22 protein-coding genes are annotated in these 21,081 nt (G+C 70.3%); 19 read left to right on the top strand and 3 right to left on the bottom strand.

What is annotated here, in order from left to right:
* Positions 1-2: 2 nt before the first annotated feature.
* Complete coding sequence (locus C5708_RS02780) at positions 3-1,334, bottom strand: amidohydrolase family protein (protein WP_242917595.1); 1,332 nt, start codon at positions 1,332-1,334, stop codon at positions 3-5.
* Between the two features lie 317 nt (positions 1,335-1,651).
* Between C5708_RS02780 and C5708_RS02775 the strand changes: the two genes are divergently transcribed.
* The 11 genes from C5708_RS02775 to C5708_RS02725 all read left to right on the top strand — a co-directional run bounded on the left by C5708_RS02775 (position 1,652) and on the right by C5708_RS02725 (position 11,772).
* Complete coding sequence (locus C5708_RS02775; RefSeq protein ID WP_242917593.1) at positions 1,652-2,482, top strand: SPOR domain-containing protein; 831 nt, start codon at positions 1,652-1,654, stop codon at positions 2,480-2,482.
* Between the two features lie 7 nt (positions 2,483-2,489).
* Complete coding sequence (gene nagZ / locus C5708_RS02770; RefSeq protein ID WP_242917591.1) at positions 2,490-3,512, top strand: beta-N-acetylhexosaminidase; 1,023 nt, start codon at positions 2,490-2,492, stop codon at positions 3,510-3,512.
* On the top strand, positions 3,509-4,336 hold the full coding sequence (locus C5708_RS02765) for a ScpA family protein (protein WP_242917589.1): 828 nt from the start codon (positions 3,509-3,511) through the stop codon (positions 4,334-4,336). Before nagZ ends, C5708_RS02765 begins: the two co-directional genes overlap by 4 nt.
* 23 nt (positions 4,337-4,359) lie before the next feature.
* Positions 4,360-4,989 carry an SMC-Scp complex subunit ScpB gene (gene scpB, locus C5708_RS02760; protein WP_242918051.1) on the top strand — a complete coding sequence of 210 codons (630 nt, stop codon included), beginning with the start codon at positions 4,360-4,362 and terminating at the stop codon, positions 4,987-4,989.
* A gap of 131 nt (positions 4,990-5,120) precedes the next feature.
* Complete coding sequence (gene tatA / locus C5708_RS02755) at positions 5,121-5,339, top strand: twin-arginine translocase TatA/TatE family subunit (RefSeq protein ID WP_242917587.1); 219 nt, start codon at positions 5,121-5,123, stop codon at positions 5,337-5,339.
* Between the two features lie 105 nt (positions 5,340-5,444).
* On the top strand, positions 5,445-6,044 hold the full coding sequence (gene tatB / locus C5708_RS02750; RefSeq protein ID WP_242917585.1) for a Sec-independent protein translocase protein TatB: 600 nt from the start codon (positions 5,445-5,447) through the stop codon (positions 6,042-6,044).
* The gene (gene tatC / locus C5708_RS02745; protein WP_242917583.1) at positions 6,041-6,943 is read left to right on the top strand and encodes a twin-arginine translocase subunit TatC; all 903 of its coding nucleotides are present in this window, start codon (positions 6,041-6,043) and stop codon (positions 6,941-6,943) included. Before tatB ends, tatC begins: the two co-directional genes overlap by 4 nt.
* Before the next feature lie 129 nt (positions 6,944-7,072).
* Complete coding sequence (gene serS / locus C5708_RS02740) at positions 7,073-8,368, top strand: serine--tRNA ligase (RefSeq protein ID WP_242917581.1); 1,296 nt, start codon at positions 7,073-7,075, stop codon at positions 8,366-8,368.
* A gap of 2 nt (positions 8,369-8,370) precedes the next feature.
* The gene (gene surE, locus C5708_RS02735) at positions 8,371-9,153 is read left to right on the top strand and encodes a 5'/3'-nucleotidase SurE (protein ID WP_242917579.1); all 783 of its coding nucleotides are present in this window, start codon (positions 8,371-8,373) and stop codon (positions 9,151-9,153) included.
* Positions 9,154-9,155: 2 nt separating this feature from the next.
* On the top strand, positions 9,156-9,812 hold the full coding sequence (locus C5708_RS02730) for a protein-L-isoaspartate(D-aspartate) O-methyltransferase (protein ID WP_242917577.1): 657 nt from the start codon (positions 9,156-9,158) through the stop codon (positions 9,810-9,812).
* A gap of 154 nt (positions 9,813-9,966) precedes the next feature.
* Positions 9,967-11,772 carry a LysM peptidoglycan-binding domain-containing M23 family metallopeptidase gene (locus tag C5708_RS02725; RefSeq protein WP_242917575.1) on the top strand — a complete coding sequence of 602 codons (1,806 nt, stop codon included), beginning with the start codon at positions 9,967-9,969 and terminating at the stop codon, positions 11,770-11,772.
* Positions 11,773-11,806: 34 nt separating this feature from the next.
* On the opposite strand, the gene C5708_RS02720 is transcribed toward C5708_RS02725, so the two are convergent.
* Complete coding sequence (locus C5708_RS02720) at positions 11,807-12,637, bottom strand: ATP-binding protein (RefSeq protein WP_242917573.1); 831 nt, start codon at positions 12,635-12,637, stop codon at positions 11,807-11,809.
* A gap of 235 nt (positions 12,638-12,872) precedes the next feature.
* Here C5708_RS02720 and yajC point away from each other — a divergent pair, with 235 nt between their 5' ends.
* The 6 genes from yajC (at position 12,873) to C5708_RS02690 (ending at position 17,596) form a co-directional block, all read left to right on the top strand.
* Entirely contained in the window at positions 12,873-13,160 is a 288-nt protein-coding gene (gene yajC, locus C5708_RS02715; RefSeq protein WP_242918049.1) for a preprotein translocase subunit YajC, read from the top strand.
* Positions 13,161-13,191: 31 nt separating this feature from the next.
* Complete coding sequence (secD, locus tag C5708_RS02710) at positions 13,192-14,781, top strand: protein translocase subunit SecD (protein WP_242917571.1); 1,590 nt, start codon at positions 13,192-13,194, stop codon at positions 14,779-14,781.
* A gap of 14 nt (positions 14,782-14,795) precedes the next feature.
* Positions 14,796-15,740: a protein translocase subunit SecF gene (gene secF / locus C5708_RS02705; RefSeq protein WP_242917569.1), complete on the top strand. Its 945-nt coding sequence runs from the start codon at positions 14,796-14,798 to the stop codon at positions 15,738-15,740.
* Between the two features lie 15 nt (positions 15,741-15,755).
* A complete protein-coding gene (locus tag C5708_RS02700; protein ID WP_242917568.1) occupies positions 15,756-16,118 on the top strand; it encodes an Mth938-like domain-containing protein in 363 nt (120 codons plus the stop codon).
* Between the two features lie 97 nt (positions 16,119-16,215).
* Complete coding sequence (locus C5708_RS02695) at positions 16,216-16,818, top strand: urate hydroxylase PuuD (RefSeq protein ID WP_242917566.1); 603 nt, start codon at positions 16,216-16,218, stop codon at positions 16,816-16,818.
* A 61-nt stretch (positions 16,819-16,879) separates the two neighbouring features.
* Complete coding sequence (locus tag C5708_RS02690; protein WP_242917564.1) at positions 16,880-17,596, top strand: squalene/phytoene synthase family protein; 717 nt, start codon at positions 16,880-16,882, stop codon at positions 17,594-17,596.
* Between the two features lie 12 nt (positions 17,597-17,608).
* Here the strand turns inward: C5708_RS02690 and trmFO are convergent, their stop codons facing one another.
* A complete protein-coding gene (trmFO, locus tag C5708_RS02685) occupies positions 17,609-19,003 on the bottom strand; it encodes a methylenetetrahydrofolate--tRNA-(uracil(54)-C(5))-methyltransferase (FADH(2)-oxidizing) TrmFO (protein WP_242917562.1) in 1,395 nt (464 codons plus the stop codon).
* Between the two features lie 115 nt (positions 19,004-19,118).
* Between trmFO and C5708_RS02680 the strand changes: the two genes are divergently transcribed.
* The gene (locus tag C5708_RS02680; RefSeq protein WP_242917560.1) at positions 19,119-20,027 is read left to right on the top strand and encodes a hypothetical protein; all 909 of its coding nucleotides are present in this window, start codon (positions 19,119-19,121) and stop codon (positions 20,025-20,027) included.
* Positions 20,028-20,145: 118 nt separating this feature from the next.
* Positions 20,146-21,039, top strand: coding sequence for a hypothetical protein (locus C5708_RS02675; protein WP_242917558.1), 894 nt, complete (start codon positions 20,146-20,148; stop codon positions 21,037-21,039).
* The last annotated feature ends 42 nt before the right edge of the window (positions 21,040-21,081 follow it).

The raw sequence follows: 21,081 nt of genomic DNA, 5'->3' as shown, positions 1-21,081 counted from the left end.
GCCTACTGCTGCACGGCGACCGGCTTGCCGCCCGCCTTGTAGACGACGCCGCCTTTCATCACGAACGACACCCGCTCCAGTTCGGTGACGTCCTTCAGCGGATCGCCCGTCACGGCGATGATGTCGGCGTAGCGGCCGGCCTGGACCGAGCCGATGTCCTGGGCGTCGCCGATCAGGTCGGCGGCGTTGGCAGTGGCGGCCCAGATGGCGTCGATCGGCGTCATGCCGGCCTGGACCATCAGGGCGAACTCCTTGCCGTTGGTCCCATGCGGCGCCAACCCCTGGTCGGTGCCGAAGGCGATCTTGACCCCGGCCTTGTAGGCCTCGCCCAGGTTCTTCTGGATGCGCGGCGTCACGGCGATGGCCTTGGCGGCGGACGAGGGGTTGAGCTGCTCGGGGTGGGTCTTGGCGATGTCGTAGACCGTCTTGGCGACGAGCAGGGTGGGGACGAGGTAGGTCCCGTGTTGTTTGAACAGCTTGTAGGACTCGGCGTCGGCGAAGCTGCCGTGCTCGATGGAGTCGACCCCGAGCGAGACCGCGCGGTCGATGGCCTGCTTGCCGTGGGCGTGGGCGGCGACCTTCATGCCCAGCGAATGGGCGGTGTCGACCACGGCCTTGATCTCGTCGTCGGTCATCAATTGCAGGTTCGGGTCGTCGCCGATCGACAGCACGCCGCCCGACGGCATGATCTTGATCAGGTCGGCGCCCTGGCGGCGCAGGGCGCGCACCTCGCGACGGGCGGCCTCGGGGCTGTCGATCAGGTTGTCGCCCCAGTGCGGGTGCGACAGCTCGGGGTCCAGGCCGTTGGCGGCGTCGCCGTGGCCGCCGGTGGGGCCCAGGGGCGGGCCGGCCACGAACAGGCGCGGACCGGGAATCTCGCCGGCGTTGATGGCCTTCTTCAGGGCGATGACCACGTCGGGATTGGCCCCGACGTCGCGGATCGAGGTGAAGCCGGCCTGCAGGGTGCGACGGGTGTAGTTGACCGAACCGAACGCCGAATCGAACGGCGTGGTCGTCACCGCCTCGGCGATGGGGTTCTTGCCGGTGAACTGGCCGGTGATGTGGTCGTGGCAGTCGATCAGGCCGGGCAGCACCGTCGCCTGCGAGAGATCGACGACCTCGGCCCCGGCCGGGGTGGTGAAGCCGGGCTGGATCTCGACGACGCGGTCGTCGCGGACGAGGATCGACACCTTTTCGCGCGGGGTCTTGGACACGCCGTCGATCAGTCGTCCAGCGTGGATCACCACGTCCTTGGCGCTGGCCGAGCCCGCCGCCGCGAAGGCCAGCGCCACGCTGGAGGCCGCGACGGCGGCCCGGCGTCCAAATCTCGACATGGTCGGCATGTTCTGTTCCCCCTAAATCGTTCTAAGCGGCGAAACGCCGCAATCCGGTGGGGACCATAACGGAGGGACCGGAAATCGGAAGCGCCCGTCAACGCCGCCATGGCCATCCGGCCGACGATCTCCTATAGCCCGGCCGGGCCGCCGCAGACCCGCCTGGACGGCCCCCGGTCCGAAGGACCGCCGAAACCTCGCCAGGACGCTTCGAGCGCCGGGCCGGCTTCGCTAAACTCAATCGAATCGGAGCAGCGATTCGCCTCGCCTCCGCACCAGCATGTTCGGGCCTCCGCCGGCCCAAGGAGCTTTCGCTCATGACCGACCAAGACCGCGGCGCCTATACGCCCCACGCCGACGCCCCCCTGTCGTTCGACGCGCGCCAGTCGCGCGACGGCCGCCGCCCCGTGCCCATGACGCTGATCCTCAGCGGCCTGGTGCTGGCGGTGCTGGTGGTGGCCCTGGTGCTGTTCTACCGCTCTGGGGTCCGCCACGCCGGCGACCAGCCCCAGCCGGTGGGCGCGCCGGTGGCGTCGATGAAGTCCGCTGCGCCGCCTTCGGCCCAGCCGTCCGAGCCGACCGCCGGGCTTCAGGTCTATAACGACAACGGAACGCCCCAGGCCGCCGCGCCGAACTTCGCGCCGCCGCCCGAGCAGCCGATGGCCCGTCCGGCCCCCGCGCCGGTGGTCCCCGCCGCCCAGCCGACCACGCCGATCCAGGCCCAGCCGCTGCGCCCGGCCCAGACCGCCGCGGCCGAGCCGCCCGCCGCGCCGCCCGCCGCCAAGCCGGCGCCGGCGACCGCCGCGGCCACGCCGCCGGTGAAGACGGCCGAGGCCGCGCCCAAGCCCGCGACCGCCGCCGCGACCCCGGCCAAGACCGCCGCGCCGGCGGCCAAGCCGGCTTCGGGCGCGTCGGTGGTGCAGATCGGCGCCTTCTCCTCGGCGGCCCTGGCCGACAAGGGCTGGAACGACGTCGCCAAGGTCCTGCCGGGCCAGATGGCCGGCAAGACCAAGCGGGTCGAGACCATCGACAAGGACGGCTCCACCTTCTACCGCACCTTCGTCGGCGGCTTCGCCAACCACGCCGACGCCGTGGCCTTCTGCGAGTCGCTGAAGTTCGTCGGCAAGACCTGCATCGTGAAGGGCTGAGGTCGGGGTGAGCGGTGCGCGTGTGACGTCGGCCTGCATACTGGGCTGCTCGGGGACGGTCCTGACCGCCGACGAGCAGGCCTTCTTCCGCGACGCGGCTCCCTGGGGCTTCATCCTGTTCAAGCGCAACGTCGAGACGCCCGCCCAGGTGCGGGACCTCGTCGCCGCGCTGCGCGACTGCGTCGGCCGCCCGGACGCGCCGGTGCTGATCGACCAGGAGGGCGGCCGCGTGCAGCGGCTGGGCCCGCCGCACTGGCCTAAATACCCGCCGGGCCGGGCCTATGGCGCGCTGGCGGGGAACGATCCCCTGACGCGGCGCGAGATCGCCCGCCTGGGCGGACGCCTGCTGGCCCACGACCTGCACGCCCTGGGCGTCAACGCCGACTGCGTGCCGGTGCTCGACGTGCCCCAGCCCGGCGCCCACGACGTGATCGGCGACCGCGCCTATGGCGAGGACCCGGCGACGGTGGCCGTGCTGGGCCGGGCCGCCGCCGAGGGCCTGATCGCCGGCGGCGTCCTGCCGGTGATCAAGCACATCCCGGGCCATGGCCGGGCGACGGCCGACAGCCACCTGGCCCTGCCGGTGGTGGACGCCCCCTACGACGCGCTCGACGCCTGGGATTTCGCGCCCTTCCGCGCTCTGTCCGACATGCCGATGGCGATGACCGCCCACGTCGTCTACACGGCCATCGACCGCCAGCGGCCGGCGACCACGTCGCGCAAGGCGGTGCGGACGGTGATCCGCGGCGCGCTCGGCTTCGACGGCCTGCTGATGAGCGACGACCTGTCGATGAAGGCCCTGGCCGGCTCGTTCGCCGACCGCGCCCGTGCGTCGCTGGCGGCCGGCTGCGACGTCGTCCTGCACTGCAACGGCGACATGGCCGAGATGCGCGCCGTGCTCGAAGGCTGCAAGCCGCTGGCGGGCCAGGCCCGCCGCCGCGCCGCCGCCGCCCTGGGCCGGCTCGCCCGCGAGCCCGAGCCGTTCGACGTCGAGGCCGGGCGCGCCCGGTTCGAGGCGGCGTTCGCGTGAGCCAGAAGCCCTTCCAGCCGCAGCTCGACTTCGAGGCCGCCACCGAGGCGGCCGAGGACGGCGAGGCGCTGATCGTCGACATCGACGGTTACGAAGGGCCCCTGCACGTGCTCCTGGCCCTGGCCCGCAGCCAGAAGGTCGACCTGCTCAAGCTGTCGGTGCTGAAACTGGCCGAGCAGTACCTGGCCTTCGTCCACCAGGCCCGGCGGCTGCGTTTCTCGCTGGCGGCCGATTATCTGGTGATGGCGTCGTGGCTGGCCTATCTGAAGTCGCGCCTGCTGCTGCCCAAGCCCGAGAAGCTGCCGGCCGAGGAGCCGCCGGCCGAGGAGGTCGCCGCCCAGTTGGCCTTCCGCCTGGCCAAGCTCGACGCTATGCGCCGCGCCGCGGACGCGCTGCGCGACGGCCCTCAGCTCAAGCGAGACGTCTTCGTGCGGGGCGATCCCGAGGCGGTGCGGATCGTGTCGTCGACGCGGTTCGACGCCAATCTCTACGCGCTGATGCAGGCCTATATCGGCCAGCGCAAGCGCGACCACGCCCGCCACTATCAACCGCGCCCTCCCGAGGCCTATCCCCTGGAGGAGGCCCGCGCCCGCCTGCGCGGCAAGCTGCCCGAACTGGGCGGCTGGACCGCCCTGCAGGCCATTGCGCCCTTCGCGCCGGCGGCCGAGACCGGCGGGCCGTCGCGGGCCTCCTATGTCGCCTCGACCCTGTCGGCCAGCCTGGAGCTGGTGAAGGAGGGCGCGCTGGAGGCGCGTCAGCTCGAACACTTCGCCGAGGTCTATCTGCGCGCCCGCGCCCGCGCCGGCGGCGAGGCGACGGCGTGAGCGGGCGGGTCCAGGTCGAGCGGATGATCGAGGCGCTGCTGTTTGCGGCGGCCGAACCCCTGAGCGCCGCCGATCTGGCGCGTCGGCTGCCCGAGGGGGCGGATGTCGGAGCGGCGCTGGCCGGGCTGAAGCAGGCCTACGCCGAACGCGGCGTGCGGCTGGCCTGCGTCGCCGACCGCTGGCGTTTTCAGACCGCCGACGATCTGGCCTTCCTGATGACCGAGGAGCGTGAGGAGCCGCGCCGCCTGTCCAAGGCCGCGCAGGAGACGCTGGCCATCATCGCCTATCATCAGCCGGTGACCCGGGCCGAGATCGAGGCTATTCGCGGCGTCCAGGCCAGCCGGGGCACGCTGGACGTGCTGCTGGAGCTGGGGCTAGTGCGGCTGCGCGGCCGCCGCCGCACCCCGGGCCGGCCTGTGACCCTGGGCACCACCGACGCCTTTCTCGAGCACTACGGCCTGTCCAGCCTCGCCGATCTTCCCGGGGCGCTGGAGATGCGGGCCATGGGCCTGCTCGACCTCGACCTGCCCTCCGACTTCAGCGTGCCCAATCCGGCCGCTCCGGTCGACGACGAGGACCCGCTGGAGGAGGGCGACGAGCCCGAATTCCACCAGGACTTCCTGGGGGCGGAAGGAGAGGGCGGGGCGGACTGACCGTCGTCGGAGCGTTCGGCGACAGCATCCTTGGCGTCCCGCCGCACGATCGCCTATACTGCGACTTAACGTGTTGAACCGGGCCGCGACGCGAACTTGCGACCGGCCGACCGGCCTCAGGAGAGAGTTCCATGGGAACCTTTGGTCCCCTACATTGGGTTGTCGTCGCCGTCGTCGTGCTGCTGCTGTTCGGCGGGCGCGGCAAGTTGTCGGGCATCATGGGCGACGCCGCCAAGGGCATCCGCGCATTCAAGGACGGCCTCAAGACCGAGGAAGAAACGCCGGCGGCGCAAAAGCCGGCCGCGCCCCTTCCGCGCACCGACGCGGAGAAGGAAGAACTGCGCAGCTGATTTTGCCGGCGGCCGTCCGTCCGGAAGCCGGCGGCCGAGCCGCCGCGCGGCTGGTGGGCGGCTGATCTGTTGTCGATCCGCGCCGAAACGCGCTAAGGCCGTCTGATGCTGCCCGATTTCGGACCCCACCTGCTGGTTGTCGCCATCGTCGCCCTCGTGGTCGTCGGGCCGAAGGACCTGCCTATCCTGCTGCGCCGCATCGGCCAGTTCGTCGCCAAGATGCGCGGGATGGCCGCCGAGTTCCGCGCCAGCTTCGACGAGATGGCGCGGCAATCCGAGCTGGACGAGCTGCGCCGCGAGGTCGAGGCCATGCGCCAGGCCCGCTACACGCCGCCCCTGCCGGTGGCCGAGGGCCATGATCCTCAGGTCCAGAGCGTGTTCGACGAGATCGACCGCGGTCTGGGCGGGGCGCAGATGCAGTTCTCGCCGCCGATGTCGTCGGAAATCGCCGCCCACGCGCCGGACGCGCCCTTGGCCCCCGCCCCGGCGACCGTTCCCGAGGCCGCCGCCGCGCCGGCCGCCAAGCCCAAGCGCAAGGCCCCGGCCAAGCCGAAGGGCGAGACGGCGACCAAGCCGAAGGCCGCCAAGGCCAAGGCCGCTTCGCCGGCCGCGCCGGCGGCTCGCCGTGCGCCCGCCGCCAAGACGGCCAAGGCCCCCTCCAAAACCGCGCGCCGCAAGGCCGCCGCGCCGGAAACCGCGTCTTGAGCTACACCGACGACGACACCGAGATCGAAGCCTCGCGCGCGCCGCTGCTCGAACATCTGGTCGAGCTGCGCTACCGGCTGGTCGTCAGCATCGCTGCGCTGTTCGCCGGCTTCCTGCTCTGCTTCTATTTCTCGGACAGGATCTACATGTTCCTGCTGCACCCGTTCCAGGTCGGGGCGGAGCTCTTGGCGGCGCAGAAGGCCTCGGGCGGCAAGCACGGACCGTTCGACCTGCTGCTGGCCCTGACCGGCCTGAAGGAAGTGCCGCATGCGCCCGGCGGGCAGGGGCTGAAGTTCGTCTTCACCGCGCCGCTGGAGTTCTTCTTCACCAAGGTCAAGCTGGCGGCGTTCGGCTCGGTGGCGATCACCTTCCCGGTTCTGGCCTGGCAGCTCTACCGTTTCGTGGCGCCGGGGCTCTACAAGCGCGAACGCCGGGCCTTCCTGCCGTTCCTGGTCGCTTCGCCGGCCCTGTTCCTGATGGGGGCGGCGCTGGTCTATTTCGTCATGCTGCCCTTCGTGCTGTGGTTCTCGCTCAGCCAGCAGATCATCGGCCCGGACGTGTCGGTCGAACTGCTGCCCAAGGTCTCCGACTATCTCAGCCTGGTGACCACCCTGCTGCTGGCCTTCGGCCTGTGCTTCCAGCTTCCGGTGGTGCTCAGCCTGCTCGGCATGGCCGGCATCGTCGATTCCAAGATGCTGTCGTCGGGCCGCCGCTACGCCATCGTCGGCGTGTTCGTCGTCGCCGCCATCGTCACGCCGCCGGACCCGATCAGCCAGATCAGCCTCGCCCTGCCGCTTTGCCTGCTCTACGAGGTGTCGATCTGGTGCGTGAAGCTGATCGAGCTTCGCCGCAAGCGCGAGGACGAGGCGTCGAGCCAGGACGTGGCGACGATCCCCTGATGCGCCGATCCCCTGGCGCGGCGGCCGTGCTTTCGGGTCGGCGCGCGCCAGATTGTAACGTCCTAGAGGTTGGCTGATCCCGCGACGCGCCTTAAGGAAGGCCGCTCCACCTGCATTCGGCGTCCCTCCATGCACGACATCAAGGCCATCCGCGACAATCCCGAGGCGTTCGACCGGGCCTGGGAGTCGAAGGGGCTGTCGTCGCAGACCTCGGCGATCCTGGTCCTCGACGCCAGGCTGCGCGCGGCCCAGACCGCCTTGCAGGACGCCCAGTCGCGCCGCAACGACGCCTCTAAGCTGATCGGCCAGGCCAAGGCCCGCAAGGACGAGGCCGAAGCCCAGCGGCTGATGGCCGAGGTCGAGGCGCTCAAGGGCGACATCGCCGCCCAGACCGAGATCGAGCGCGACACCGCCGAGGCGTTGCGCGAAATCCTCGCCGCCCTGCCGAACATCCCCGCCGCCGACGTGCCGTTCGGCGAGGACGAGCACGGCAATGTCGAGCAACGCCGCTGGGGCGACCCCGCCGGCGTTCCGGCCGCACGGCTGAACGCGCCGAAGGATCACGTCGACCTTGGCGGCGGTCTCGGCGGCATGGACTTCGAGGCTGCCGCCCGCATGTCGGGCGCGCGGTTCGTGGTGCTGAAGGGCCAGATCGCGCGGCTGGAGCGGGCGCTCGGCCAGTTCATGCTCGACGTGCAGACCGGCGAGCACGGCTATACCGAGGTGTCGCCCCCCTTGCTGGTCAACGACGCGGCCGCCTATGGCACCGACAAGCTGCCCAAGTTCGCCGACGACCTGTTCCAGACCACCGACGGCCGCTGGCTGATCCCCACCGCCGAGGTGTCGCTGACCAGCATGGTCATGGGCCAGATCGTCGGGGCCGAGGAGCTGCCGATGCGCCTGACGGCCCTGACGCCGTCGTTCCGTTCGGAGGCCGGCGCCTCGGGCCGCGACACCCGCGGCATGATCCGCCAGCACCAGTTCTACAAGGTCGAGTTGGTCTCGATCACCGCCCCGGACCAGTCCGAGGCCGAGCATCAGCGCATGGTCGATTGCGCCGAGGCCGTGCTGAGGAAGCTGGAGCTGCCGTTCCGCACCATGCTGCTGTGCACCGGCGACATGGGCTTCGGCGCCCGCAAGACCTACGACCTCGAGGTCTGGCTGCCGTCGCAGAACACCTATCGCGAGATCAGTTCGTGCTCGAACTGCGGCGACTTCCAGGCCCGGCGCATGGACGCCCGTTTCAAGCGCGCCGGCGAGAAGGGCACGCAGTACGTCCACACGCTCAACGGCTCTGGCCTGGCGGTGGGCCGCACCCTGGTCGCCGTGCTGGAGAACTATCAGGACGAGAAGGGGCGCATCGCCGTCCCGGCCGCGTTGCAGCCCTATATGGGCGGCGCGACGCATATCGGCGGCGAGGCCTGAGCTTGCGCATCCTGCTCACCAACGACGACGGCGTCCACGCCGAGGGCCTGGGTTCGCTGGAGCGGATCGCCCGCCAGCTGTCCGACGATATCTGGATCTGCGCGCCCGAGGTCGAACAGTCGGGGGCCTCGCGCGCCCTGACCCTGACCTCGCCCTTGCGGGTGCGCAAGCTGGACGACCGGCGCTTCGCGGTGGCCGGCACGCCGACCGACTGCGTCATGCTGGCGATCCAGGACCTGGTGACGGACGGCAAGCCGGACCTGGTGCTCTCCGGCGTCAATCGCGGCCACAACATCGCCGAGGACGTGACGATGTCGGGCACCGTGGCCGGGGCGATCCAGGGCATGGCCCTCGGCGTGCCGTCGATCGCCCTCAGCCAGTCCTTGGCGCTGTTTCACGACGATGTGAAGGCGCACTGGGAGACCGCCGAGGCCTTCGCTCCGGGGATCGTCAAGCGCCTGATCGCGGTCGGCTGGCCCGCCAACGTGGTGATGAACCTCAATTTCCCGAACCTGCCGCCCGAGCTGGTCAAGGAGGTCGAGGTCACCCGGCAGGGCTTCCGCGACGTCTCCAACATGCACGCCGAGCGGCGGGTCGACCTGCGCGGCCGCGACTATTACTGGATGGGCTTCCATGGGCGGCCGTCGACGCCGGCGCCGGGAACCGATCTCAACGCCATTTACGAGGGGCGCATCTCGGTGACGCCGCTGCATATCGATCTGACCCACCTTGAAACCGTCAGCGACCTGAAACAGGTTCTGGGCGGGGCGCCGCCGAAAGGATGAGCGTGGCGGAGAAGAAGACGACTTCGGACGAGCGGTTGGCCAAGCTGGTCCTCGCCTTGCGCTCGCAGGGGGTGACGGACCCGGCCGTGCTGTCGGCCATCGAGAAGACGCCGCGCGAACTGTTCGTGCCCGAGCTGTTCCAGGAACGCTCGTTCGAGGATTCGGCCCTGCCGATCGCCTGCGGCCAGACCATCAGCCAGCCGTTCATCGTCGGCCTGATGACCCAGGCCCTGACCATCGAGCCGCGCGCCCGCATCCTGGAGATCGGCACGGGCTCGGGCTATCAGACGGCGGTGCTGTCGCGCCTGGCGCGGCTGGTCTACACGGTCGAACGCTACCGCACGCTGCTCGGCGAGGCGGAGACGCGTTTCAAGGCCCTGCAGCTGACCAACGTCATCACCAAGTTCGGCGACGGCGGCGAGGGCTGGGCCGAGCAGGCGCCTTTTGACCGCATTCTGGTCACGGCGGCGGCGCCTTCCGAACCCAAGAAATTGCTGGCTCAACTGAAGCCGTCGGGGGTTCTCGTCGCGCCGATAGGGAAGGGGCCGGTGCAGAAGCTGATCCGCTACGCCGGCGACGGCCGCGGCGGCTTCGTCAGCGAGACCCTGTGCGAGGTGCGCTTCGTGCCGCTCCTCGACGGGGTCGCCAAGGAACTTTGAACGGTCGAGCATGGTCGGCCCGTCCGGTCTGGACGAAGCCGTCGGGGGCTAGCCCCTTTGTAGTAGTTTGCGGGCCTGGCGGACACGCGTGGATTTGTCGATGCTGTCCGCCCGCCTTTCAATTGAGTCCCGCAGTGTGAAGAGCGGAGCGGCGATGACGAAATTCTGGATCGGAACGGCGGGTCGCGCGGCCCTGGTCTTGGCCGCGGCCGCGGCCCTGGCCGCCTGCGAGACGCGCTCCCAGTACGCCCCCTACAAGGGCTACGCCGCGCCCGGCGGCGCCGAACCGGTCGCGCCGACCTCGCGGCCGCCGACCGCCGCGCCGCCGCCTTCTCCGTCGCCGGAAACCGCCTCGGGCGGGGTGACGGGCGCGGCGCCCAGCGCCTCGGTCCAGACCCAGTCCCTGCCGCCGCTGGCCGGCTCGACGACCGCGCCGCCGCCTTCCAGGCCCGCCGTCCCGCCGCCGGCGGCCGAGGCTCCGGCCGTTTCGTCCAAGCCGATCGCGCGGGGGGCGGTGCAGGCCCTCGCCTCGGAACGCGAGATCACCGTCGCCGAGGGCGAGACGCTCGACCTGATCGCCGCCAGCGTGAAGACGCCGCGCCGGGAGATCGCCTCGGCCAGCGGCCTGAAATCGCCTTACGCCTTGAAGCCGGGGCAGGTGCTGACCGTGCCCAGCCGCCAGGCCTATGTGGTCCAGTCGGGCGACACGCTGTCGGCCATCGGCCGCCGCTTCGCCGTCGAGCCCAAGGCGCTGATGCGCCTGAACGGCATGGAATCGACCAGCCTGCATGTCGGCCAGAAGCTGAGCCTGCCCATCGACGCCGTGGACGGCGGCGCGGGCCTCGCCGCCGCGGAGCCGCCGCTGAAGGGCCGCAAGGCGGTCGAGCCGGCGGCCGAGGTCGAGGCGCCGGCCAAGCCGACCACCAAGACGGTCTATTCGATCGAAGGCAAGGTGCAGGCCAATCCGGGCGGCGTCGCCGAGGTGGAGGTGCGCAAGGGCGACAATGTCGAGGCGCTGTCCGACCGCTTCGGCGCCGCCAAGAAGGCCATCATCGAGGCCAACAAGCTGAAGTCGCCCTATCACCTGCGCGCGGGCGACACGATCAAGATCCCGGCGCCCAAGGCCTATGTGGTCGAGTCCGGCGACACCCTGGCGGGGATCGCCAAGCGGTTCGACGCCGACCCCAAGGTTCTGCAGGCGCTGAACGACTTCAGCTCGGCCAATCCGCGTCTGAAGGCGCGCAGCCGCGTCGTCCTGCCGGCCGATTTCAAGGACGGGGGCCCCCTGTCCAAGACCGTGACGGTCGCCGCGCCGCGCCGCCCGCAGCCGGCGCCGCCCAGGGAGGTCGCCGCCGCCCCGCCGCCCGTCGTCCAGCCCCCGGCCACGACGCCGCCGCCGTCCGCCGCCCCGCCGCCGAGCCGCTCGGCCTCGACCACGGCGGGACCGCGGCCCTATTCGTCGCTCTATCCCAATTCCCGGCCGACCATTCCGCCGGCCAGCGGGGCGCCGGCCATCGTCGAAAGCAGCACGCCGCCTTCGGATTCCGACGTGGCCGCCGCCGGGCGCGGACGCTTCGAATGGCCGTTGCGCGGACGGCTGCTGGCCGGCTTCGGCCCCAAGGGCGCGGGCCAACGCAACGACGGCGTCGATCTGGCCGCCGGCATGGGCGAAAGCGTCCGGGCGGCGGCCGGCGGCGAAGTGGTCTATTCCGGCAACCAGGTGCCGGGCTTCGGCAATCTGGTCCTGGTCAAGCACGACGGCGGCTGGGTGACGGCCTACGCCCACCTGCAGAAGGCGTCGGTCAAGAACCGCGACCGCGTGGTCCAGGGCCAGGAGATCGGCCAGGTCGGCGACACCGGCGGCGTCGACCAGCCGCAGCTGCACTTCGAGATCCGCTACGCGCCGTCGCCCAAGGACAAGGCTCGCCCCGTCGACCCGACGCTGGTCCTGCCGAAGTAGCGGGCCGGGGGCCGAGGCCCCCGGTCGACGCCGGTCAGAGGGGCAGGGGTCTGCCCAGCTCGCCGGCGAGGTCGCGGACGAACTGCCAGGCCACCCGTCCGGAGCGGCCGCCGCGCAGCTGCGCCCATTGCAGCGCCCGGCGGTCGAGGTCCTCGACGCGCAGGTCGAAGCGGTCGGCGTAGATGTTCACCGCCGCCAGATAGGCGTTCTGGTCCATCGGCGGAAAGCCGATCCACAGGCCGAAGCGGTCGGAGACGCTGACCTCCTCCTCGGCGTCCTCGGCGGAATCGATCAGGCCGCGATCCTCGTGCGCCCTGGGCATCAGGTGGCGGCGGTTAGAGGTGGCCACGAACAGCACGTTCTCCGGCGGGCCGGCCACGCCGCCCTCCAGCGCCGACTTCAGCGACTTCGCGGCCGACGCGCCTTCCTCGAACGACAGGTCGTCGCACAGCACCACGAACCGCTCGGCGCGGCCGCGCAGGCGGTCGAACAGGCCGGGCAGCGCCGTCACTTCGTCGCGGTCGATCTCGACCATGCGCAGGGCCGGGTTCTCGCGGGCGCAGGCCATGAAGGCGGCCTTGGAGATCGAGCTCTTGCCGGCTCCGCGCGAGCCCCACAGCAGCACGTGGTTGAACGGCAGCCCCCGGGCGAACCGCGACAGGTTCTCGGCGAAGCGGTTCTTCTGGCGGTCCACCCCGACCAGCAGCGCGATGTCGAGCGGATAGTCCGGCGCCGGCGCGAACCGCGCCTCGCCGGCCTCGTAGCGGAACAGGCGGGCGGCGGAGAGGTCGGCCTCGGGCGCGGCGGCGGGCGCCAGGCGCTCCAGCGCCTCGGCGATCCGGGCGAGTTGATCCTTGATCTTCACGACGCACACTTCCCCGTGGATGCGGGGCGAGGCCGCCCCTCCCGACGGGGCGAACACTTAGCGGCGGGCGCGGCGCATTGCAAAAGGGGAGGCGAACGCATAGCTTCCGCCGACCTTTTGAGGCCGCCGACGTCCGGCGGCCGATACCGTAATGCTTGGAGACCCCATGTTCGCTACCCCGGCCATGGCGCAGACCGTCGGAGCCGCTGGAGCCGCCGCCGGCGGCCCGCAGGAAATGCTGATCCAGTTCGCGCCGATCGTCCTGCTGATCGTGCTGTTCTATTTCCTGATGATCCGTCCGCAGCAGAAGCGGGCCAAGGAGCACCAGGCCGCCATCTCCGCCGTCAAGCGCGGCGACGTCGTCGTGCTGTCGAGCGGCATGGTCGGCAAGATCGTCCGCGTCGAGGATGCCGAGGTCGGCGTCGAGATCGCCCAGGGCGTCACGGTGAAGGTGGTCAAGTCGATGATCGCCGACGTCCGCACCCGCGGCGAGCCCGCCCCCGCCAACGACGGCAAGTCCTGACTACGGTCGTCTGGGGGAAGGCTGCTCGCCGATGATCAATCTGTCGCGCTGGAAAATCATCGTCTGCGTGCTGGCTACGGTGTTCGGGATCGCCTTCACGGCGCCGAACCTGATGCCGCAGAAGATGGTCGACTCTCTGCCCGTCTGGGTTCCGCACAAGAAGCTGAACCTGGGGCTCGACCTGCAGGGCGGCTCCTCGCTGCTCTACGAGGTCGACGTCGACGCCCTCAAGGCTGAGAAGCTGAGCAACCTGCTGGAGGACGTCCGCAACAGCCTGCGCGAGAAGCAGATCACCTTCACCGGCCTTGGCCAGGTGAACGGCGTGGTCAGCGTCCGGATCACCGATCCGGGCCAGATGCAGGCGGCGTTTCAGGAGCTGAACAAGCTCGGCCAGCCGCTGGCCGGGGGTGGGCGCGACCTCAGCGTCAGCACCCAGTCTGACCAGCGCATCCAGCTTTCCCTGTCGAACGACGCCATGACGGCCGAGGCCGGCAAGGCCGTCGACCAGTCCATCGAGATCATCCGTCGCCGGATCGACGAACTGGGCACCAAGGAGCCGTCGATCAACCGTCAGGGCGTCAACCGCATCGTCGTCCAGGCGCCGGGCGAGAGCGATCCCGAGCGGTTGAAGAACGTCATCGGCCAGACCGCCAAGCTGACCTTCCAGATGGTCGACGACACCGTCAGCGTGCAGGAGGCCTCCGCCGGCCGCGTGCCGCCGGGTTCGGTGCTGCTGCCCTATCCCGACGCGCCCGAGAAACTCATCCTGGTCAAGCGCCGCGCCCTCGTCACCGGCGAGATGCTGACCACGGCCAGCTCGACCTTCGACGACCACGGCCGCTCGGCGGTGTCGTTCCGCTTCAACGGGCAGGGCGGCCGCAAGTTCGGCGACGTCACCTCGCAGAACATCGGCAAGCGTTTCGCCATCATCCTGGACAACAAGGTGATCTCGGCCCCGGTCATCCAGACCGCCATCACCGGCGGCTCGGGGATCATCACCGGCAACTTCACGCCCGAGACGGCCAACAACCTGGCGGTGCTGCTGCGCGCCGGGGCCTTGCCGGCGCCGCTGAAGATCGAGGAGCAGCGCACCGTCGGGGCCGAACTGGGCGCCGACGCCATCAAGGCGGGCAGCATCTCGCTGGCCATCGGCGCCGCCGCCATCGTGGTGTTCATCGTCCTGGCCTACGGCCTGTTCGGCGTGTTCGCCGCGGTCGCCCTGGCCGTCAACGTGCTGATGATCCTGGGGGCGATGTCGTTCACCCAGGCGACGCTGACCTTCCCCGGCATCGCCGGTCTGATCCTGACCCTGGCGGTGGCGGTCGACGCCAACGTGCTGATCTACGAGCGCATGCGCGACGAGGCCCATGCCGGCCGCAGTCCGATGGGCGCGGCGGACCAGGGCTACCGGCGGGCGCTGGTGTCGATCATCGACGCCAACGTCACCACCCTGATCTCGGCCCTGATCATGTTCCAGTTCGGCTCGGGACCGATCAAGGGCTTCGCCTGGACCCTGTTCATCGGCGTCATCACCTCGGTGTTCACCGCCGTCCTCATTACCCAGGTCCTCATCGGCTGGTGGTTCCGCGCCGCCAAGCCGAAGGCCCTGCCGATCGCCTAAGGAAGACGCTGAGAATGCGCTGGCCCCTCATCCGCTACCTGCCGCGGCAGACGCACTTCAAGTTCGTCAGCTTCGCGCCGATCGCCGCCGGAATCTCGGCGGTGGCGCTGATCGCCGCCGTGGCCGCCCTGATCTTCCTCGGCCTCAACCTTGGCATCGATTTCAAGGGCGGCACGCTCATCGAGATCGTCACCCCCGGTCCGGCGCCGCTGGCCCAGCTGCGCGCCGACCTGGGCAAGATGGGCGCGCATGACGCCCAGGTTCAGGGCTTCGGCGCCCCGAACTCGGCCATGCTGCGCTTCAGCCCCCAGCCCGGCCAGAGCGCCGTGCAGGTGGTCAACGACATCAAGACCCGGCTGTCGGCCGACATTCCCGGCATCCAGTTCAAGAAGGTCGACGTGGTCGGCCCCAAGGTGTCGGGCGAGCTGCTGACCCACGGCTTCATGGCGCTGGGCGTCGCCCTGTTCCTGATGCTCTGCTACATAGCTTTCCGCTTCCCCTATCAGTTCGGCTTCGGCGCCGTGCTGGCGGTGTTCCACGACATCGTGCTGACCCTGGGCGTGCTGGCGGTGATGCAGATCGAGTTCTCGATGACCTCGATCGCGGCCTTGCTGACCGTCATCGGCTACTCGATGAACGAAAAGGTCATCACCTTCGACCGTCTGCGCGAGAACCTGCGCAAGTATCGCAAGATGCCGCTGCGCGACGTCATCGACCTGTCGGAGAACGAGCGGCTGTCGCGGACCCTGATCACCGGCACCACCGCGCTGATCGCGCTGGTCGGCGCCCTGTTCATGGGCGGGCCGGTGCTGTTCCCCCTGGTCTTCACCATGGTGTTCGGCATCCTGATCGGCACCTATTCGTCGATCTACGTCGCCCTGCCGCTGATCCTGCTCTGGGGCGTCAAGCGCGGCGACCTCGACGAGGCCGAGCCGATCAAGCCGGCGACGGCCCGCTAGTCCGGGACGGGGTCGATGGCCGCCCGTCAGCCGCCCTCGATCGACGCCTATGGCGGGGGCGGGTTCCGTGTGTCGGGAGAGCGGCGGGAAGGCTCGCTGCTCATCCTGTCGGACGAGCCGCGCCTCTGGCCCGTGCGCGCCTTCGCCGAGCTGGGGCCCGAGCACTTCGCCGAGGTCATCGCCGCCGGCCCGCGCGAGGTCGAGTTCGTTCTGCTGGGCACCGGGACGGTCCAGGCCCTGCCGCCCCGCGCCGTGCGCGAGGCGCTCAAGGCCGCCGGAGTCGGCCTGGAGTTCATGGACACCCCCACCGCCGCGCGCGAGTACAACGTCCTGGCCGCCGAGGGCCGCCGCCTGGCCGCGGCGCTGATTGCGGTCTGACCAGCGGCCGTGCGGCCGGGGCGAAATCTCCGCTGTCAGCCGCCGCCGTTCCGCCTATAGAATAGGGCAGGGATGGACTCTTAAGGGGCGCTGGACCATGGCTGGTCTTCTGTCGAATTTTCGCAATACCGTGATTGTCAGCGTGATCCTGGCGCTGGTCATCGTCGTCGGCTACTTCATGCATAGCGGCGGCGGCGTGATCTTCTGGGAAGCCGTGTTCCGTTGGCTTCACGTGTTCTTCGGCATCCTCTGGATCGGCCTGCTCTACTATTTCAACTTCGTGCAGATCCGGAAGATGCCCGACATTCCCGCCGAGCTGAAGCCGGCGGTCTCCAAGTACATCGCGCCCGAGGCGCTGTTCTGGTTCCGCTGGGCGGCCCTGGCCACCTGGGTGATGGGGCTGATCCTGGCCGTGACGCGCGGCTATCTGCTGAGCGCCGTCACCCTGGGCGCGACCGAAGGCTTCGCCAATCCGAAGGACACCTTCATCGGCCTGGGCATGTGGCTGGGCACGATCATGTTCCTGAACGTGTGGGTGTTCATCTGGCCGAACCAGAAGATCGCCCTCGGCATCGTCGAAGCCGACGCCGACGCCAAGGCCAAGGCCGGGCGCACGGCCATGCTGTTCTCGCGCACCAACCTGTTGCTCAGCATCCCGATGCTGGCGACCATGACCATGAACCAGACGCTGTTCGGCTGACGTCGAGCCTTTCAGGAGAATCGGGGCCCGCCCGTGTGGCGGGCCCCTTGCTTTTCGGACCATGACCGACCCTTCGAGCCCCGCCGCAGACGACGACCTCGACGCCCTTGTGCGCCGGGTCGATCCGGATCGATGGCTGGCCAGCCGCTTCATCGCCGACGCCGAGCAGCGCGCCGACGTCGTCGCGCTCTACGCCCTGAACTACGAACTGGCCCACGTCGCCGAGACCGTTCGCGAGCCGCTGGTCGGCGAGATCCGGCTGACATGGTGGCGCGAGGCGATCGACGCGATCTTCGCGGGCGAGCCGCCGCGCCGCCATCCGGTGCTGGAGGCCCTGGCGACGGCCGCCCGCCGGCGCGGGCTGGCCCGCGAGCCGCTGGAGGCGATGGTCGAGGCCCGCTTCGCCGACCTGGACCGGACGCCGTTCGCGGACGAGGCCTCGGCGAGGGCCTATGTCGACGGCGCGTCGGGGGCGTTGATGGCCCTGGCGGCCGGCGTCCTCGGCGCGGCGGACGCCCAGGCGCTGCGCCCGGCGGCCCAGGCCTGGGGACTGGCCGGCCTGATGCGCCTCGGCCGTGCGCCGGCGGGCCTGGACATGCGGGCGTTGGTGTCGGCCGAGGTGGGCGCGGCGCGGCGCGGCGCGCGGGCGCTGCCGGTGTCGGCGTTCCCGGCGGTCGCCTACGCCGCCCTGGCGACGGTCTACGCGGGGGGCCGCGCGCCGTCCGATCTGGAGCGGCGGCTGCGGCTGACGGCGGCGGTCCTGCTGGGGCGGCTCTGAAGCCCCGGCGTCCTATTCCGCCGCGGCCTGGGCGGCCGGGTCCAGCCAGGCGCCCAGGTCGGCGACGGCGCGCAGGCTCATCAGCCGCTTCTTGGCCCGGCCGCGTTCCGAGGTCGGCAAGCGGCGGCCTTCGGCGTCCTTCTTCGGCGCCTCCATCGGCGGCAACAGGCCGTAATTGACGTTCATCGGCTGGAACTTGCCGCCTTCGAGATGGCCGCCGGTGATGTGGGCGATCAGGGCGCCGAGGGCCGTGGTCGGCGGCGGCGGCGCGAGGTCCGCGCCCAGGCGTTCGGCGGCGGCGAACCGGCCGGCCAGCAGGCCGACCGCCGCGCTCTCGACATAGCCTTCCACCCCGGTCACCTGGCCGGCGAAGCGCAGACGTGGCTGGACCTTCATGCGCAGCGAAGCGTCGAGCAGGCGCGGGCTGTTGATGAAGGTGTTGCGGTGCAGACCGCCGAGGCGGGCGAACTGGGCGTTCTCCAGGCCCGGTATGGTGCGGAACACCTCGGTCTGGGCGCCGTGCTTCAGCTTGGTCTGGAAGCCGACCAGATTGTAGAGCGTGCCCAGGGCGTTGTCCTGGCGCAGCTGGACCACCGCCCAAGGCTTGACGCCGGGGGTGTGCGGATTGGTCAGGCCGACCGGCTTCATCGGGCCGTAGCGCAGCGTTTCGCGGCCACGCTCGGCCATCACCTCGATCGGCAGGCAGCCGTCGAAATAGGGGACGTTCTCCCAATCCTTGAACTCGGCCTTGGGGCCGTCGAGCAGCGCCTGGATGAACGCCTCGTACTGGGCCTGGTCCATCGGGCAGTTGATGTAGGCGGCGGCGTCGCCGCCGGGGCCTTCCTTGTCATAGCGCGACTGCCGCCACGCCTTCGACATGTCGATGCTGTCGGCGTGGACGATGGGGGCGATGGCGTCGAAGAACGACAGCTGGTCCTCCCCGGTCAGGGCCAGAACCGCCTCGGCCAGGGCCGGCGAGGTGAGGGGGCCGGTGGCGACCACCACGCTGTCCCAGTCTTCCGGCGGCAGGCCGGCGACCTCCTCGCGGACGATGCTGACCAGCGGGTGGGCCTCCAGCCGGGCGGTCACCGCCTGGGAGAAGCCATCGCGGTCCACGGCCAGGGCGCCGCCGGCCGGCACCTGGTGGGCGTCGCCGCTGGCCATGATGATCGAGCCGCAGCGCCGCATCTCGGCGTGCAGCAGGCCGACGGCGTTGTACTCCCAGTCGTCCGAGCGGAAGGAGTTGGAGCAGACCAGTTCGGCCAGGCCGTCGGTATGGTGGGCGTCGGTCCGGCGGACGGGACGCATCTCGTGCAGCACGACCGGGACGCCGGCCTGCGCGATTTGCCAGGCGGCTTCGGAGCCGGCGAGACCGCCGCCGACGACATGGATGGGCTTGATGGACATGGGGGTCTTATAGGCCGTTCCGCGCGCGGATAAAAATCCCATATGGCGCATGGCGGGCGGTTCCGCTTCCGACTATATGGGCCTGCGCGATCGCGCCTTGGGAGGCCGTTGGGGCATGGCTAGGTTTTCGTCCGCCGACGCGGCGTTGGAGGGGTTCCGACTGGGGCGCGAGCATCCGGGCGCCCTGGCCGCGTGGACCGGCGTGTTCTTCATCGGTAACCTGGCCACGGCCCTGGCCAACGACTACATGACCCCGCGCTCGGTGCTCGTCGCCTTCAACGCCCTGCGCCAGGCCAATCCGCCCGACCTGGCGGCCATGGTCGCGTTGCTGCCGTCCATGGCCCCGGTGCTGATCGTCTCGAACCTGCTCGGCGTGCTGACCATGGCCATCGTCGCCGCCTCGGCCTTCCGCCTCTATCTGCACCGCAGCCGCCCCGCGACCCTGAGCTTCGGCTCGGACGAATGGCGCATCCTGCGGCTGCTGCTCATCGTGTTCCTGGTCGGGTTCGTGGCGGTGACGGCGGTCAAGGGCCTGCTCAGCGTCGCCCTGACCCTGTTGCAGAACACCCCGGCCGGCGTCGTCGTCCACTTCTTGGGCGACATCGCCAGCTTCCTGATCCCCATCGTGGTGTTCGTGCGGCTGGCCCCGGCCGCCGCCCTGGCCATCGACGAGCACCGCATCGCCCTGCGCGAGCCCTGGCGCCTGACCCGCAACGTGTTCTGGCGGCTGACCGGGGCTTATCTGCTGGCGGCGGTGATGTATCTGGTGGTGTTCGTGGCGGTGATGGTCCTGGCCTTCATCCTGATGGCCGTGGTGGTGCTCTCCACCGGCGGGGCGCTCTCGGACGTCGGCGCCGCGCTGGCGCCCGACACCAGCACCCTGGCGGGGTACTTCACCTTCGGCGCCGTGGTCTCGCAGGTGTTCTACGCCCTGATGCAGACCGTGCTCGTCACCATCATGACCGGCGTGGCGCTCGACACCTACAAGGCGTTCGTCGCCCACCACGGCGCGGGCATGGACTAGGCGTTCGGGGCCGCCGCCGGGTCAGGGCCTGTCGCCTCGCGTCCGAACTTGTGTCTAACTGCGCGCCGCCAAGGGGCGTCGGCGCGAATCCCGCCGGCGCGGGCGACAAGGGGAAGCGATGAACAAGTTCTCGGCGACGCATGCCGCCTTCACCGGATTTCGGCTCATCCAGTCCAAGCCGCAGATCATCCTGTGGTGGGCCGCCGTCATGTTCGTGCAGACCGTGATCAGCGGCGGCTGCATGATCCTGTTCGGCGGCGGCGCGTTGGCCCGGCTGGAATCGCCCGAACTGAAGAACGATCCCACCGCCATCAGCGCGGCCTTCGCCCAGGCCGCCCCGGCGTTGCTGGTGGCGTCCCTGATCGGTTTCGCCGTCTATGCGGTGTTTTACGCGGCGACCTACCGCGCCGTCCTGCGTCCCCAGGAGGATCGGGCGGGCTATCTGCGTTTCGGCGTCGACGAACTGCTGCAGCTGGGCGCCCTGCTGCTGGTCGGGCTGGTGGTGTTCGCCGCCTATTTCGGCCTGGTCCTGGCCGCCGTCGTGGTCATCATCTCGGTCGCGGCGATGAGCAAGGTGGCGGCGGTCTTCGTCGGCGTCCCCGTCGTCATTTCTGCGATCGGCGCGCTGCTGTTCATCGTCGTGCGGCTGTCCCTGACCAACGCCGTCGCCTTCGACACCCGCCAGATCAGCCTGCCGACCTCGTGGCGGCTGACCAAGGGACGGTTCTGGCCGATCCTCGGCGCTTACATGCTGGCGGCGATCTTCGCCTTCATCGTCTACATGCTGGGCCTGACCATCTTCATGGCGCTGGCGGCGGTGACGGGCGGCGTCGGCGCGGCGGGCGCGGTGTTCAAGCCCGACACCACCTCCATGGCCACGTACTTCACCCCGATCACCCTGATCTATCTGGTGTTTTCGGCCCTGCTCTGGCCGCTGGGCCTGACCCTGCTCGTCGGGCCGTCCGCCAGCATCTACCAGTCCCTGACCGCCGATCCTTCCGAGGTGTTCTAACGGGCGGTCCGAGCAAAGGCCCCGGACGAAGGCGTTACGCCT

The sequence above is a fragment of the Caulobacter sp. CCUG 60055 genome (assembly GCF_022750545.1).
GTDB lineage: Bacteria > Pseudomonadota > Alphaproteobacteria > Caulobacterales > Caulobacteraceae > PUIC01.
This window is presented reverse-complemented; position numbering and strand designations above follow the sequence as displayed.